The 15,868-nt window shown below is 67.6% G+C and carries 13 protein-coding genes; 9 read left to right on the forward strand and 4 right to left on the reverse strand.

Annotated features, from left to right (window positions below; all coding sequences use genetic code 11):
- Positions 1–2: 2 nt before the first annotated feature.
- Both YM304_RS09005 and YM304_RS09010 read right to left on the reverse strand, forming a co-directional pair.
- A complete protein-coding gene (locus YM304_RS09005; RefSeq protein WP_015441356.1) occupies positions 3–2,387 on the reverse strand; it encodes a DNA gyrase/topoisomerase IV subunit A in 2,385 nt (794 codons plus the stop codon).
- Positions 2,387–4,369: a DNA gyrase/topoisomerase IV subunit B gene (locus YM304_RS09010; protein WP_015441357.1), complete on the reverse strand. Its 1,983-nt coding sequence runs from the start codon at positions 4,367–4,369 to the stop codon at positions 2,387–2,389. Before YM304_RS09010 ends, YM304_RS09005 begins: the two co-directional genes overlap by 1 nt.
- A gap of 163 nt (positions 4,370–4,532) precedes the next feature.
- On the opposite strand from YM304_RS09010, the gene YM304_RS09015 reads away from it, so the two are divergent.
- The 4 genes from YM304_RS09015 to arsB all read left to right on the forward strand — a co-directional run bounded on the left by YM304_RS09015 (position 4,533) and on the right by arsB (position 10,031).
- Positions 4,533–7,100: a circularly permuted type 2 ATP-grasp protein gene (locus tag YM304_RS09015; RefSeq protein WP_015441358.1), complete on the forward strand. Its 2,568-nt coding sequence runs from the start codon at positions 4,533–4,535 to the stop codon at positions 7,098–7,100.
- The gene (locus YM304_RS25030) at positions 7,097–7,966 is read left to right on the forward strand and encodes a transglutaminase family protein (RefSeq protein WP_015441359.1); all 870 of its coding nucleotides are present in this window, start codon (positions 7,097–7,099) and stop codon (positions 7,964–7,966) included. The genes YM304_RS09015 and YM304_RS25030 overlap by 4 nt, the downstream gene beginning before the upstream one ends.
- Positions 7,967–7,985: 19 nt before the next feature.
- Positions 7,986–8,801 carry a transglutaminase-like domain-containing protein gene (locus YM304_RS09025; protein ID WP_015441360.1) on the forward strand — a complete coding sequence of 272 codons (816 nt, stop codon included), beginning with the start codon at positions 7,986–7,988 and terminating at the stop codon, positions 8,799–8,801.
- Positions 8,802–8,957: 156 nt separating this feature from the next.
- Entirely contained in the window at positions 8,958–10,031 is a 1,074-nt protein-coding gene (arsB, locus tag YM304_RS09030) for an ACR3 family arsenite efflux transporter (protein ID WP_015441361.1), read from the forward strand.
- A 41-nt stretch (positions 10,032–10,072) separates the two neighbouring features.
- Here the strand turns inward: arsB and YM304_RS09035 are convergent, their stop codons facing one another.
- Positions 10,073–10,744 carry a helix-turn-helix transcriptional regulator gene (locus YM304_RS09035; RefSeq protein ID WP_015441362.1) on the reverse strand — a complete coding sequence of 224 codons (672 nt, stop codon included), beginning with the start codon at positions 10,742–10,744 and terminating at the stop codon, positions 10,073–10,075.
- Between the two features lie 162 nt (positions 10,745–10,906).
- On the opposite strand from YM304_RS09035, the gene YM304_RS09040 reads away from it, so the two are divergent.
- From YM304_RS09040 to YM304_RS09060, 5 genes are read left to right on the forward strand one after another with little or no spacing between them, the layout of a single operon-like run.
- Positions 10,907–11,173, forward strand: a complete 267-nt coding sequence (locus tag YM304_RS09040) for a ferredoxin (RefSeq protein ID WP_015441363.1) — start codon at positions 10,907–10,909, stop codon at positions 11,171–11,173.
- A 9-nt stretch (positions 11,174–11,182) separates the two neighbouring features.
- Positions 11,183–12,625, forward strand: a complete 1,443-nt coding sequence (sufB, locus tag YM304_RS09045) for a Fe-S cluster assembly protein SufB (RefSeq protein ID WP_015441364.1) — start codon at positions 11,183–11,185, stop codon at positions 12,623–12,625.
- Positions 12,625–13,410, forward strand: a complete 786-nt coding sequence (gene sufC / locus YM304_RS09050) for a Fe-S cluster assembly ATPase SufC (RefSeq protein ID WP_015441365.1) — start codon at positions 12,625–12,627, stop codon at positions 13,408–13,410. Before sufB ends, sufC begins: the two co-directional genes overlap by 1 nt.
- Positions 13,407–14,654 carry a Fe-S cluster assembly protein SufD gene (gene sufD, locus YM304_RS09055; protein ID WP_015441366.1) on the forward strand — a complete coding sequence of 416 codons (1,248 nt, stop codon included), beginning with the start codon at positions 13,407–13,409 and terminating at the stop codon, positions 14,652–14,654. The genes sufC and sufD overlap by 4 nt, the downstream gene beginning before the upstream one ends.
- Positions 14,647–15,213 (forward strand): iron-sulfur cluster assembly protein, encoded by a 567-nt coding sequence (locus tag YM304_RS09060; protein WP_015441367.1) that lies wholly within the window; start codon positions 14,647–14,649, stop codon positions 15,211–15,213. The genes sufD and YM304_RS09060 overlap by 8 nt, the downstream gene beginning before the upstream one ends.
- A gap of 50 nt (positions 15,214–15,263) precedes the next feature.
- Here YM304_RS09060 and YM304_RS09065 read toward each other — a convergent pair whose 3' ends face one another.
- Positions 15,264–15,866, reverse strand: a complete 603-nt coding sequence (locus YM304_RS09065) for a class I SAM-dependent methyltransferase (protein ID WP_015441368.1) — start codon at positions 15,864–15,866, stop codon at positions 15,264–15,266.
- Positions 15,867–15,868 lie beyond the last annotated feature (2 nt).

Raw genomic sequence — 15,868 nt, forward strand, 5'->3', positions numbered from 1 at the left:
GATCAACCGATGATGCGACTGATGACGGTGCTGTGCCCGCGGATCTTGCCGGGCTTGGCGTCGCGAGCGGTCTGGGGGAACGCCCCGACCGACACGGAGATCGGCTCGGTGCTGTCGCTGCCGTCGAGTACGAGGACGTCGCTGTTGCCGGTCAGCGCCCCGGCGTGGAGCGTGCCCCACTTGCCGGCCGGCAGCACGCGGACGCCCTTGCCGCCACGGTTCTGCTCGGGCAGCTCCGACGGGTCGCAGCGCTTGCCCAGCCCCTTGGTGGTGGTGAGCAACAACACGTCGTCGTCGCTCGGCACGCCACCGAACACGACGGTCGCGTCGGTCTTGATGCCGCGCACCCCGGCAGCGGCTCGACCCATCGGCCGCAGCCCCTCCGGCGAGAAGCGGATGCCCTGTCCCTCGGACGTCGCGATGACGATCGGGGCAGCGTCGTCGAACGCCTCGACGGTGACCACACGTGCGTCGCCGGCGAGCTTGACGATCGAGATGCCGCCCTTTCGGTCTCCGCCCTCGCAGTCGGCGGTGGCGATGCGTTTCACCTGACCGTCCGACATGACGAGCAGCAGCTCCTCGGGAAGGTCGGGTTCGAGCCACCAGCGGATCGGTTCGCCGGCCAAGCCGGGGAGCACGCTCGCCGCCGCGGTCGGCTTCTCGCCGACGCTCGCCACGAGCGTCCGGAACAGATGCCCGCTGTCGGTGATCGCCACGAGCGTCGTGGCCGTCGTGGTGTCGAAGGTGTGCAACGGCCTGATCTTCGGCTTCGCCTTCGAACCCTGACCGATCGCCTGCATCCACCCGGCGGCGTCGACGTGCAGCGTCGTCGGCACGTCGAGCACCATCTGTGCCTTCGACACCTTCGGCGCGCTCTCGGTCGTGATGGTGGTGACCCGCGGCGGCAGGTCGTCGAACGCCTTCATCGTCTCCTTCAGCTCACGCGCGACCTGCGTGCGCTGCCGCGTCTCCGACGACAACAGCAACTCGAGCTTCTTCTGCTCGTCTTCGAGGTCGGACGCCTCGGTCTGGAATTCGATGACCGCGTCTTCGGTGAGCTGACCGAGGTTGAGGTCGAGCACGGCGTTGGCCTGCGTCTCGTCGATCGAGAAGCGTTCGACCAACCGCTCGCGAGCGATGGCTCGGGTCTTCGACGTGCGCACGATGGCGATCGTCTCGTCGATGTCGACCAGCACGGCCAGGAAGCCGCGCAGGCGGTGCAGACGCTCGGCGATCTTGTCGAGGCGATACTCCGAGCGTGACACGACCACGCGGATGCGGTGCGCGATCCACGCCTGCAGCGCACTGCGCAGGTTGTAGAGACGCACGGTGTCGTGCTCGTCGAGAAAGTGCATCTGCACCTTGTTGGTCACCTGCAGGTTGGTGAATCGCAGAAGGCCCGGAACCACCATGTCGGCATCGACGCCGGCGGCGAGCTCGACCGTGATGCGGGTCAATCCGTTCGACGATTCGTCGTTGAAGCTGACGATCCCGGCGAGGTCGCCGTTGTCGAGCGCGTCGCCGACCTGGGCGATGAACTTCTCGACCGATCCGAGGGTGGTGTCGGCGTACGGCAGCGACGTGACGACGATCTGCTGTCGCCCACGACCCACCGGCTCGACGACCCATGCGCCGCGCACCACGATGCGGCCCTGACCGGAGCGGTAGATGTCGTTGAGTTCGTCACCGTTCGTGACCGTGCACTCCGAGGGGAACGACGGACCGGGCAGCACGGTCATCAGCTCGTCGACGCTCGCCGACTTGCGATCGAGCAACATCAACGCCGCCTGGCAGACCTCGCGCGGGTCGTGCGGCGGCAGATACGACGACAACCCGACGGCGATGCCGTTGGCACCGTTGACGAGCAGGTTGGGGTAGGCCGACGGGAGCACGACCGGCTCGACGGTGGAGCCCTCGTAGTTCTCGACCATGGTGACGACCCCGAGGTCGATCTCGTCGAGCAGCAAGACCCCGAACGGGCCGAGCCGGGTCTCGGTGTAGCGCGGTGCGGCCGGAGCGAAGTCGGGAGAGCCGACGTTGCCGTGGAAGTCGAGCAACGGCACCAGGTTGGAGAACGGCTGAGCGAGACGAGCGAGGGCGTCGGCGATCGACGCGTCGCCGTGCGGGTGGAACAGCGCCATCGTGTCGCCGACCACTCGGGCCGTCTTCACGAACGGTCGGTCGGGGAGCAGACGCTGCGTCCACATGTCCCAGAGGATGCGGCGGTGCACCGGCTTGAGGCCGTCGGCGGCCGCCGGGATGGCGCGGTCTTCGACGACGGCGCGGGCGTACGCGAAGTAGTCGCGATCGAGCTGGTCGCCGGCCGACAGGCCGACGATCGTCTCGGTGAACTCGACGGCTGCGGCCGCCTTCTTCTTGCGGGCCATCAGTTGGATCCTCCGACGGTGAGCGACTCACCCGAACGTTCGAGATACCACGTTCGCCGGAGCTCGGACTTCGAACCGAAGAGCCGTTCGGCAAGACGGGCGAGTCGGGCCGGGTCGTCGATGTCGACCATGCCGATCTTGCGGTCGTTGCCCATGACCGAGCGGAGTTCGTCGGCGTCCATCTCACCCAGGCCTTTCAAGCGTCCCATGTGCGCCTTGTGGGTCGGGTTGTCGGCTCGCCACTCGCGCATCGCAGCGTCGTCTTCGAGGTAGATGCGCTCGCCGCGGTGCACGGTGGTCCACAGCGGCGGGAGGGCGTAGAACAGGCGACCGGACTCGACGAGGCCAGGACACCAGGTGTACAGGAACGCCAGGATGAGGGCACGGATGTGGAGTCCGTCGTCGTCGGCGTCGGCGAGGACCACGATGCGGTCGTAGCGGAACTTGTCGAGATCGAAGTCGTCGCCGATACCGCACCCCATCGACAAGATGAGGTCGGCCATCGACTTGACCACCCGGCTGATCGACTCGCGATACGAGTTCAGCGGCTTGCCGCGCAGCGGCAGGATCGCCTGGAACGACGGGTCGCGAGCGTCGATCGCCGTACCGCCCGCCGACTCGCCCTCGACGAGGAGCAGTTCGGTGGGGCGATCGGTCTTGAACGTGCAGTCGCGCAACTTGGCCGGGAGCCCGTTGCGCGACTTGTTGCCCTTGCCGAGCAGCGCGCGCACGGCGGCTTGCTCGGCATTGGACTTGGTGCGCGACCGCATCGAGGCGATGGCGAGGTCGGCGATCTTCTTCGCCGGCTCGGGGTTCTCCTCCAACCAGCGGCTCATCGCCGGCATGACGATCGCCCGAGTCCGAGACGTCGCCTCGGGGTTCATCAGCTTCGACTTGGAGTTGCCCGCGAACTGCGGGCCGGGCAGCATCACGGATGCGACCATCAGGCCGGCGGCAAAGATGTCGCGCGTGTTCGGCGGGGCTTCCTTGTCTTTGAGCATGTCGCGCTCGACGAGGTACTTCTGCACCGACTCGGTGACCGCCGTGCGGAAGCCGTTGATGTGGGTGCCACCCTCGGGCGTGGCGACGCCGTTGGCGAATCCGATGCTGGTGTCGCGGCCGTCGACCGTCCAGGCGATCGCCGCGTCGAGGGTGATGTCGCCGTCTTCGCCCTGGAACGAGACCACCGGAGCGACGAGCCCCGTGTCTTCGGTCATCTCGGCGACCAGGTCGGCGACGCCGCCGTTCGAGCACCACTCGAACTGTTCCTTGGCGCCTTCCCGATCGTCGACCACGGCGAACGTCACGCCGGGGTGCACGAAACTCTTGTGGCGGAAGCGGTCGGCGATGATGCGCATCGACCACTGGGGCTCGTCGAAGCTGCCACCGTTCTCGTCGTGGAAGAGCGAGAGGTCGGGCCAGAACCGGATCATCGTGCCGGTGTCGCTCTTCGGGCACTTCTTGACGGTGTGGATGGGCTCGACGGCCACGCCGGGCTCGACGACGCCGTTCTCGTCGGCGGTCGCTTCGAGCACGAGACGGTGCACGTGCCCGTCGCGCCGGACTTCGGCCGTGACCTTGCTCGACAGCGCCGTGACGACCGACGCACCGACGCCGTGCAGGCCGCCGGAGACCTTGTAGCTGTCGGAGTCGAACTTGCCGCCGGCGTTGGTCTCACAGAGCACGACCTCGAGCGCGGAGCGGCCCTTGTGCGGCCCGTCGCCCATCTTGCCGACCGGGACGCCGCGCCCGTTGTCGGTCACCGAGACCGAGCCGTCGCGGTGCAGCGTGGCCTCGATCCGGTCGCCGTGACCGGCCATCGCCTCGTCGACCGAGTTGTCGACGATCTCCCAGATGAGGTGATGCAGTCCGGCCACGCCGACGCCGGCCGACCCGAGATACATGAGGGGACGGGCGCGGACGTGGCTGAGACCGCTGAGCGCTTGGATCTGATCGGCTTCGTAGGTGTTGGTGGTGTTCATTTCACTGGGGGAGAGTACGAGGCACGAGCGCGTCACGGAACGATGGTGCACAACTCATCTGCTGGCACAGGTGTCGACGAGAAGCGCTGCCTGGGGCGACGTCAATGTACGGTGGAGGAGTGGAACCGGCGCAGCACACCCCTCCAGCCCGGCGCCGCACCTGGTGACCGCCTTCTCGGCGGCCGCGCACCACCCCTTCCGAGGCGGCCACGACGAACTCAGGAGCGCCGACGGCAGCATCCGTGAGCACTGGGCGGGGCTGGTGGAGGCCTACCAGCGGCTCGGTCACGGTGAGCTGGCGCGTCGCCAGAGCGAGATCCAGCGGCTCCTCGAACACGACGGCGTCACCTACAACGCCGGTGGTGACGAGGCTCGGTCGGTCCGACCGTGGACGCTCGACCCGGTCCCGTTCGTCGTGCCGAGCGACGAGTGGCAGGCGATCGAGCGCGGCATGGTCCAGCGCGCCGAACTGCTCGATCTCGCCCTCGCCGATCTCTACGGCGAACGCCGCCTGCTCCGCACCGGGGTGATTCCGCCCGAGATGGTGCTCGCCGACCCGCAGTTCTTCCGAGCGTGTGACCAGATCTCGCTGCCCGGCGGCAAGCAGGTGGTGTTGCTCGGCACCGACCTGGCTCGCGCCGGCGACGGCCGTTGGCTCGCCCTCGGTCATCGAGCGCAGGCGCCGTCGGGAGCGGCGTACGCCATGGAGAACCGCCGCGTGCTCTCACGCGTGTTCCCGCAGGCGTTCCGCCAGACCGGTGTCGAACGGCTCGGCTCGTTCGTCGACGCACTGCGCTCGGCGCTGCTCGCCGCAGCGCCGGTCGGCGTCGACGACCCCTCGATCGTGATCCTGTCACCTGGGTCCCTCTCCGAGACGGCGTTCGAGCACGCATCGATCGCTGCCCAGCTCGGATGTCCGCTCGTCCAGGGATCCGACTTCGAGCTTCGCGACGGTCGTGTCGGCCTGCGCACCGTCGGCGGTTGGGCACCCGTCCACGTCATCCTGCGACGCGTCGACGCCGGGTTCTGCGATCCGCTGGCGCTTCGTACCGACTCCACCCTCGGCGTGCCGGGACTGGTCGACGCCTGCCGGGCAGGCACCGTGAGCGTCGTCAACACCCTCGGATCGGGGATCCTCGAGAACGCCGGACTCGCCGCGCTGATGCCCGCGCTCGCCGAGCACCTTCTCGGAACCGACCTGCTGCTCGACTCGGTTCCGTCGTGGTGGTGCGGCGATCCGGCCGCTCGTTCGCACGTCCTCGCCAACCTCGGTTCGCTCGTCGTCCGACCGCTTTCACGCGTGTCGCTCGAGCACTCGATCGACACCCGTCGGCTCACCGGCGCCGAGCGTCGGCGGCTGCGAGCCCGCATCGAGGCCGAGCCGGCGCAGTGGGTCGGGCAGGAGCGGATCACGCCCGGAGCGACGCCGGTGTTTCGCGACGGGACGATCGAACCGCGGCCGACCGTGGTGCGCTCGTTCGTCGTCGCCGGGAGCGACTCGTACACCGCCATGCGCGGCGGGCTCGCGCGCACGGCCGCAGGCGACGGCGAGGGGCCGATCACCGCTCGCGCCGGCGCCAGCTCCAAGGACGTCTGGGTGCTCAGCTCGTCGTCGCAGCCCGCGGCCGAGTTCTGGCCGACCGCTCCCGTCGCCGCCGCCGGCGCCTCGACCGCGGCGCTGCCGGCGCGCGCGGCAGAACACCTCTTCTGGCTGGGGCGCTACGCCGAGCGAGCCGAGGGCACGGTGCGGCTCATCCGCACGGTCACCGCGCGCTGCGACGAGTTCCTCGACACGCCGAGCGGCCCCGGACCCGCATCGTTGACCGTGCTCCTCGAAACACTCACTCGACTCACGGGCACGTACCCGGGCTTCGTCGGCGACGACGCCGTCGCGCTGCTCGACGACCCGACCGACGAATTGTTCTCGCTCGTCGTCGACGATCGACGTCCCGGCACCGTGGCGCACGCCGTGCGTCGCATGTTCGACGCACTCGACGTCGTGCGCGACCAACTGTCGGTCGACACCTGGCTCGTCGTCGGCTCGCTGCAGCGCGAACTCGAGCGCATCGAACGAGATGCCGACGACCTCGGGGCCGCCGACCGCGACGACCGGTTGACCAACGTCCTCAGCCAACTCCTGCAGGGGCTGCTGTCGCTGTCGGGCATCGCCAACGAATCGATGGTCCGCGACCTCGGATGGCAGTTCATGGACGCCGGACGCCGCGTCGAGCGGGCGATCCACGTCGCCTCGCTGGTCGGAACCTCGCTCGGCACCCAGCGCAGCGCCCCGGTCGAGAGCCTGGTGGTCGAATCGGTCCTCACGGCGGGGGAGAGCATCATCACGTCGCGGCGGCGATACCGGGCCCGAGCGTTCGTCCCCAGCACCATCGCCCTGCTGCTCGCCGATGGCGGCAACCCGAGATCGTTGCGCTTCCAGGTCGATCGTCTCGTCGACACCGTCGCGTCGATCTCCCCGGAACGAGCGAGTGGTCCGATGTCGTCGTCGGCGCTGATCGGCGAGGTGGCCGACCTCTTCGACTCCACCGACTTCACCCGGCTCGCCGACGTCGACGACCTCGGACGACGGCCCGGTCTCGAGGCATTCTCCGCATTGATGCGCTCGAAGCTCGCCGGGTTGTCGGATGCGATCACCGCCGAGTCGTTCCGGCGCCTGCACTCGCAGCAGACCATGGTCAGCCCGATCGTCGCCGAGCCGAGGAGTTCGTCGTGATCTACGAGGTGTCGCACTCGACGCAGTACGACTACGACGCGCCCGTTGCCACGAGCTTCGCCGAGGTGCGCCAACTCCCCGATGACGTCGACGGACAGGTGTGTGTGCGTCGCGAGGTGATCACCGAGCCGCGGCCCGAACACCAGCGAGAGCATCGTGACTACTTCGGCAACCTCACCGCCACCGCCGTCATCCGCGAGCGACACGAGCGACTCGTCGTGACCAGTTCGAGCCTGGTCGACACCTCGGCGCGGCCGACCACGTTCGGCACGCACGGCCGCCGCCCGTGGACCTCGTACACCGCCGAGCGCGCCGCCGCCGACGATCTCGACGCGATCGAGTTCTCGCTCGACTCCGCCCTCGTCGCCCGGTCGCCGCTGCTCGCCGAGTACGCGACACCATCGTTCGGAGACGGAGTGTCGCTCGCCGACGGTGTCATGTCGCTGTGCGGCCGCATTCATGCCGACTTCGCCTTCGACGCCAACGCCACCAAGGTCGACACGCCGCTCGACGAGGTGATGACGCTGCGCCGCGGCGTCTGTCAGGACTTCGCCCACGTGATGATCGGGGCGTTGCGCTCGATCGGACTCCCGGCGTCGTACGTCAGCGGCTATCTCGAGACCGAGCCACCGCCGGGCCAACCCCGACTCGCCGGCGTCGACCGCACGCACGCGTGGGTCGGCGTGCTCGTGGGCGACGGGCACTGGATCGGTGTCGACCCCACCAACGACCAGCTGGCCGGCCCGCGCTACGTCACGGCCGCCCGTGGTCGTGACTACTCCGACGTGCCGCCGCTCAAGGGCGTGATCTTCACCGATGCCAAGAAGAGCAAGCTGACCGTCTCGGTCGACGTGGCTGCGCAGTGACCGACGAGCAGCGCCACCCGTGAACGACGTCATCCAGCCGACGTTCAACCAGCGGCGAGCGGTCTCGGCCCACCTCGAGCTGTTCGTGGTCGAGGAGTCCGACCTCGTGCTCTCGGTCGCGGCAGCGAACCGGTACGAACGCCAGAACGAGCAGCTGCTCGTGAGCGTCGACGGCGTCGCCATCAGCTCGTCGGTACACGGTCACCTCTGCTTTCTCGAACGCGTGCCTCCCGGCCTGCTCCTCGTCGACTATCAGGCGACGATCATCGGCGATGCCCCAGCGGCGACGGCGACCATCGACGACGTGTTCCAATACATCCGGCCGAGCCGCTACTGCGAGTCCGACCGGCTCGGCCCGCTGGCCCGAGCCGAGTTCGACGGTCTCGCCGGCGCCGACCTGCTCGCCGGTGTGTCGAGTTGGGTCGGCCTCAACATCGCCTACGTCGCCGGCTCATCACGGCCGATCGACGGAGCCGTCGCCACGCTGCTCGCCCGGGAGGGCGTGTGCCGGGACTTCGCGCACCTCACCACGGCGCTGCTTCGAGCGAACAACGTCGCGGCACGCGTCGTGTCGGTGTACGCCCCCGGACTCGACCCGATGGACTTCCACGTCGTCACCGAAGCGTGTCTCGACGGCGCCTGGTACGTGGTCGACCCGACGCGGCTCGCGCCACGCAGCTCGATGGTGCGGATCGGAACCGGGGCCGACGCCTCCGATGTCGCATTCCTCACCACCCTCCGAGGCGCCGTCGAACTCGGGCACATGTCGGTCTCGGCCACCACCGACGCCGACCTGCCCGTCGACGATCTCACGCAGCTCGCGCGTCTCTACTGAAGCGTTGGGTGCGAGGTGTGACAAACGGACGTGCCGCGGACCGCGGGACGGCGACATGCGGCTGCAAAGCTGGCGTGCACATGACGACGAAAACATCGGCGCCGTGCCCACCGGCGGCGACATGACCGACACCCACGAGGCGAATCGAGCAGACCGATGACCAGCCCCACCGTTGCCGACGAAACCCCCGTCCTCGAACGGCTGTCGCGACTCGACCGCTTCCTGCCGGTGTGGATCATCCTGGCGATGGTCGTCGGGCTCGCGCTCGGCCGGTTGATCCCCGATCTCAACGACGCGCTCGAGGAGGTCAAGGTCGCCACGGTGTCGCTGCCGATCGCGATCGGGCTGCTGATGATGATGTATCCGGTGCTGGCGAAGGTGCGCTACTCGCGGATCGACGAGGTCGCCTCCGACCGCAAGCTCCTGGTCACCTCGCTCGTGCTGAACTGGCTGGTGGGTCCAGCGCTCATGTTCGGCCTCGCCTGGCTGTTCCTGTCGGACCTGCCCGAGTACCGGACCGGGCTGATCATCGTCGGCCTCGCCCGGTGCATCGCGATGGTGCTGATCTGGAACGACCTCGCCTGTGGCGACAGCGAAGCGGCCGCGGTGTTGGTGGCCCTCAACTCGGTGTTCCAGATCCTGGCCTACGCCGTGCTCGGCTACTTCTATCTCGAACTGCTGCCGGGCTGGCTCGGCCTCGACACCGCGTCGCTCGACGTGTCGATGTGGGAGATCGCCAAGATCGTCCTGATCTTCCTCGGGATCCCGCTCGCCGCCGGCTACCTCACCCGGCGATGGGGCGAAGCGAGCCGCGGCGTCGAGTGGTACGAGCAGACGTTCCTGCCGCGAATCGGGCCCTGGGCGCTCTACGGGCTGCTCTTCACGATCGTGATCCTGTTCGCACTGCAAGGCGAGACCATCACCGATCAACCCGGCGACGTCGCCCGCATCGCCGTGCCACTGCTCGTCTACTTCGCGTTGATGTGGGGTGTCTCGTTCGTCGTCGGACTCCGGCTCGGACTGCCGTACGAGAAGAACACGACGCTCGCCTTCACGGCCGCAGGGAACAACTTCGAACTCGCCATCGCAGTCGCGATCGGCGTCTTCGGAGTCACGTCCGGCCAAGCGCTCGCCGGCGTCGTCGGTCCGCTCATCGAGGTGCCGGTGCTGATCGGGCTCGTGTACGTCGCACTCTGGGCACGAGGACGCTTCTACCCGCAGCCCACCTGAGCCGGGGGAGCGGACGGGCCGCCTCGGCGCGGGAGTGCGCGTCAGGCGCCGACGGAGAGCTGGGGCTCGTCGTCGAAGTGGATGTCGTACGCGCAGGTGTGGGCGCCCTGCGTCTTGTGCGTGATCCGTTGCAGGTGCGCTTCGGGAATCAACGCCTGGAGGTAGTCGAACTCCGCCGAACAGGCCTGTGGGTACCGGTTGGCAACCGACCAGATCGCACAGTTGCGGAGGTTGAGTCGGAAGTGACCGTTGCCGAGACACTCGAAATCGGCGAGGTAGCCCTGCTCGTCGAGGAGCCGGGTGAGGATGGCGAGCTGCTCGTCGACCGACTTGCCGGCGAAGCGATGCTCGTTCGTGTCGACCATGCGGCGGCGACGGCGGTCGAAGACCCGCCCGATGAGCGCCGGCTCCTCGGCCTCCATGTGTTCGAGCAACTCGATCGGCAAGGTGTCGGCCGCCGACGAGAACAGCGGTTCGGTGAGCGTGGTGGCTCGGTATCTGTCGGCGGGGCGACCCGCGTGGCCGTGGTCCTTGTGCGCTTCCTTGTGCGACACCACGAGGCCGGCGGTGCGCAGCGCAGCGAGGTGCTGGCGCACCGCGCTCGACGAGATCTCGAGCGCTTCGGCGAGTTCGCTCGACGTGATCTCGCCGCGCCGTTTGACCACTTCGAGGACATGACGCTGGGTCGGCGAGAGTTCAGCGTCATTCGTCATGATCTTCAACAATAGCAACGATTCCGTGATGACGCAGTTCCGCAAGGCGGAAGTTGGTAAATGCGTCTGAGTTGGATACACATGGGGGTCATCGACGAGTGTTTCGTCGGACCCATCGAAGGCTGGTGAACGTCCGTGTTCAGCCGGTCGGAAGGAGACCCCATGAAGGTTTGGATTGACCAAGATCTGTGCACCGGCGACGGACTCTGCGAAGAGATCGCACCCGACGTCTTCTTCGGGATGGACGACGGTCTGTTCTACGTCAAGGAGACCGCGGCGAACTTCGGCAGCGAGAAGCTGTTCGACGGCAACGCGAACCCGGCCGGCTCCGACGGCATGGCTCGCATCCCCGACGGCGGCCTCGAGAGCGTCATCGAGGCAGCCGAAGAATGCCCCGGTGAGTGCATCTTCATCGACGTCGAAGGCTGATCATCGTCGATGAGTGAGAGCACCAAGACCATCGAGGAGCTGACCTCGGCGGACTACGAATTCGGTTTCAGCACCGAGCTCGACACCGACATCGCACCGCCCGGGCTCGACGAGAGCGTCGTCCGCCTGATCTCTGCGAAGAAGAACGAGCCCGAGTGGCTGCTCGAATGGCGGCTCAAGGCCTACGAGGCGTGGCGCGAGATGCCCGAGCCCGACTGGGCCAAGCTCGACATCGCTCCGATCGACTACGAGGCCATCAGCTACTGGGCCGCGCCCAAGAAGAAGCCCGTGCTCGACAGCATGGACGACGTCGACCCCGAGATCCGCGACATGTTCGACAAGCTCGGCATTCCGCTCCATGAGCAGAAGTTGCTCAGCAACGTCGCCGTCGACGCGATCGTCGACTCCGTGTCGGTCACCACCACGTTCAAGAAGACCCTCGCCGAAGCCGGCGTCATCTTCTGCTCGTTCTCCGAAGCGGTGCACGACCACCCCGAGCTGGTGCGCGAGCACCTCGGCTCCGTCGTGCCGGTCCGCGACAACTTCTTCGCCGCGCTCAACTCGGCGGTGTTCTCCGACGGCTCGTTCTGCTACATCCCCAAGGGCGTCCGCTGCCCGATGGAGCTCTCGACCTACTTCCGCATCAACTCGCAGAACACCGGGCAGTTCGAACGCACGCTCATCGTCGCCGAAGACGATTCCCACGTGTCGTACCTCGAAGGCTGCACCGCCCCGCAGCGCGACGAGAACCAGCTCCACGCGGCCGTCGTCGAACTCGTCGCCAAGGACCGCGCCGAGATCAAGTACTCGACCGTCCAGAACTGGTACCCCGGCGACGAGAACGGCGTCGGCGGCATCTACAACTTCGTCACCAAGCGAGGGCGTGCGCACACCGACGCCAAGATCTCGTGGACGCAGGTCGAGACCGGCTCGGCGATCACCTGGAAGTACCCCAGCGTCATCCTGCAGGGCGATCGATCGGTCGGCGAGTTCTACTCGGTTGCACTGTCGTCGAAGCGCCAGCAGGCCGACACCGGCACCAAGATGATCCACATCGGCAAAGACACGACGAGTTCGATCATCTCGAAGGGCATCTCCGCCGGCCACGGCCAGAACACCTACCGCGGGCTCGTCAAGGTGCTCCGCTCGGCCGACAACGCCCGCAACTACACCCAGTGCGACTCGCTGCTGCTGGGCAAGGACTGCGGGGCGCACACGATCCCGTACATCGAAGTCAAGAACACCAGCGCGCAGGTCGAGCACGAGGCGTCGACTTCCACCGTCGGCGAAGACCAGTTGTACTACTGCCGACAGCGCGGCATGACCGAAGAGGACGCCATGTCGATGATCGTCAACGGCTTCTGTCGCGAAGTGTTCAACGAACTCCCGATGGAGTTCGCCGTCGAAGCTCAGCGGTTGCTGAGCGTCAGCCTGGAAGGAAGTGTCGGCTGATGCTGCACGTCGAAAACCTCACCGCCGCCATCGGCGACAAACAGATCCTCAACGGCATCGACCTCGAGGTCGGGGCCGGCGAAGTCCACGCGATCATGGGCCCGAACGGGTCGGGCAAGAGCACGTTCGCGCACACCCTGGCCGGACGCGACGGCTACGACGTCTCCGGCGTGGTCACCCTCGACGGTGCCGACCTGCTCGAGATGGAACCCGAGCAGCGCGCCGCCGCCGGTGTGTTCCTCGGCTTCCAGTACCCGGTCGAGATCCCCGGCGTCAACAACATGTACTTCCTGCGCACCGCCCTCAACTCGGTGCGCCGCTCGCGTGGCGACGGCGAGATCAGCGCACGTGACTTCCTGAAGTTCGCGAACGAGGCCATGGAGCTCGTCGAGATGAAGGAAGACTTCCTCAACCGTGCGGTCAACGCCGGATTCAGCGGTGGTGAGAAGAAGCGCAACGAGATCCTGCAGATGGCGCTCATGCAACCGCGCCTCGCCGTGCTCGACGAGACCGACTCCGGTCTCGACATCGACGCGCTGCGGATCATCGCCAGCGGCGTCAACGAACTCCGCGGTCCCGAGCGCTCGATGATCGTCATCACGCACTACCAGCGCCTCCTCGACTACATCAAGCCCGACTTCGTGCACGTCCTCGTCGACGGTCGCATCGTCCAGTCGGGCGACCACACGCTCGCGCTGCACCTCGAAGAGCACGGGTACGCCGACTTCGTCAACCATGCACTCGACGACGCGCCCGATCGACCGCATGCCGGAGCCCCGTCGTGACGGGAGCCCCAGCGGCCGTCGACCCCGTCGTGGCCGTGCGGACCGCCGCACTCGACTGGGTCGAGGCACACGGATACCCCACACGTCGCGACGAAGCGTGGCGGTACGCGCCGCACCGCTCGCTCGACGCGCTGTCGTTCGGTCCGCCGGTCCCGCTCACGGGTGGCGTCCCCGACATCGACGCGATGGTGCCGGCGCTCGACGGACCACGCATCGTCATCGTCAACGGCGTGGTCGATCTCGCCCTCTCGACCACCAGCGGTCCTGACGGTCTGCACCTCTCCGCGCTCGCCGACGCACGTCGCGAGCATCCCGAAGTCGTCGCTGCGCACTTCGACCTCGACGCCGACCAGATCACCGACGCCTACATGGCGCTCAACCTCGCGTTCGGCGGTGACGGCGCCGTCGTGCGCATCGCCGACGACGTGCAACTCGACGTGCCGATCCAGATCGTCGACGTCGAGGTCCCCGACGAGTCGCACAACGCGTCGTGCACCGGCGTGGTCATCGAACTCGGAGCCCGCAGTTCGGCCACGGTCGTCGAGACGCGGATCGGCGCCGGTGACGGCGTCGGTGGCTCCAACATCCGCACCACCATCGACATCGGCGAGGCGGCGACGCTCGAGCACATCCTGCTCCAGGACGTGCCGTCGAGCCACGTGCACCTCGGCCACGTCGCCGTGCGTCAGGCGGCTGGCAGCACGTTCAACGCTCGCTCGTTCAACCTCGGCGCCTCGTACGGCCGTGCCTCGTATGACGTCGACCTCACGGGAGCCGGTGCGCACGCCGACCTCTCCGGACTGTTCTTCGGCGCCGGCGATCAGGTGCTCGACCAGCAGATCGACGTCATCCACTCGGCCGAGAACTGCACGAGCCGCCAGACGTATCGCGGTGTGCTCGACGATTCGAGCACCGGCGTGTTCAGCGGCGGCATCGACGTGCGGCCAGGAGCCGACGGCACCGATGCCGAGCAGTCGAACGACAACCTGATCCTCTCCGATCGGGCCGAGATCAACACCCAGCCGCGTCTCGAGATCCTCGCCGACGAAGTCGCCTGCAAACACGGCGCGACCGTCGGTCAGCTCGACGACACGGCGATGTACTACCTGCGAAGCCGCGGCATCGCGGTCGACGAGGCTCGGCGCCTGTTGATCAACGGGTTCGCCGACCAGGTCGTCGACGAGGTCGAGATCGCCGCGGTGCGCTCGTGGATCATGCGTCGCCTCGGACGTGACGATGTCTGATCAGCCGGTCAGCGTCGGCAAGACCAAGGGCTTCACCCTGCCTCGCGATGTCGAGGTCACGGTGGTGCCCGACGGGCACCGGCGTGTGCTCACCGCCGGCGATCGCGTCACGCTGCAGCAGGCCCTCGGTGCCAACGCCACGGTCACGACCAGCGATGGGGCGATGGCCAGGCTCTCGCCGGCCGATTCCGTCGAGTTCGGATTCATCGATGCAGCCCTTGCGCCGTCGGCGAACTACAGCGGTCCGTTCAGCGTCGACCAGGTCTGGGAAGCTGCGACCACGGTGTACGACCCCGAGATTCCGGTCGACATCGTCGAGCTGGGGCTCGTGTATCGGGTCGACACCGAGCAGCTCGACAGCGGCGGATGGCGTGTCGAGATCGACATGTCGGTCACAGCGCCGTTCTGTGGCATGGGCGACATCCTGCGTCTCGACCTTCGTGACGCCGTTGCCGCCATTCCCGACGTCGAGTCGGTCGAGGTCAACCTCGTGTTCGATCCGCCATGGGATGCCTCGCGCCTCTCCGATGTGGCGCGTCTCGAACTCGGGATGATGTAGCCCCGCTCGAGTTCGCCGTTGCGCCGGAGCGGCGTGAGCGAATCTCCTCGTCAGGCGGAGCGCAGCGCGGCGACCAGGAACGACGAGTCGGCGTCGAACGGTCGGAGATCCCACGAGGCCAACCGCAACTCGGTCACGAGCCCTGCTGCCTCGGCGTCGGCGAAGAACTCGTCGAACGGGTATCCGCGGTCGGCGCCGAAGCCGACGACCAGCCGCCCGTCGGGTGCCAGGTGGCTGCGCAAGCGACGGAGCACGTCGCGTCGTGTCGCCGGGTCGAGGAACGTCATCACGTTTCCTGCCGACACGATGACGTCGAACGGTTCGGCGATCCCGTCGCTCGGCAGATCGAGTGTGGAGAGGTCGCGGGTGAGCCAGGTGACGTCGGGATGGTCTGCTTCGGCGGCGTCGATCAGTTCGGGGTCGAGGTCGACGCCGACCACCTGATGCCCGAGGGCCATGAGCCGAGCGCCGACTCGTCCCGGCCCGCACCCGGCGTCGAGGATGCGTGCACCGCGTTCGGCCATCGCATCGATCAGGCGGGCCTCGCCGTCGAGGTCCCGTCCTTCGTCGGCCATCGTCCGGAACCGTTCGATGTACCAGGCCGAGTGCCCGGGGTTCTCGTCGATCAGCTTCAGCCATCCGTTGTCGCTCACGC

This window comes from Ilumatobacter coccineus YM16-304, from assembly GCF_000348785.1.
Lineage (GTDB): Bacteria > Actinomycetota > Acidimicrobiia > Acidimicrobiales > Ilumatobacteraceae > Ilumatobacter_A > Ilumatobacter_A coccineus.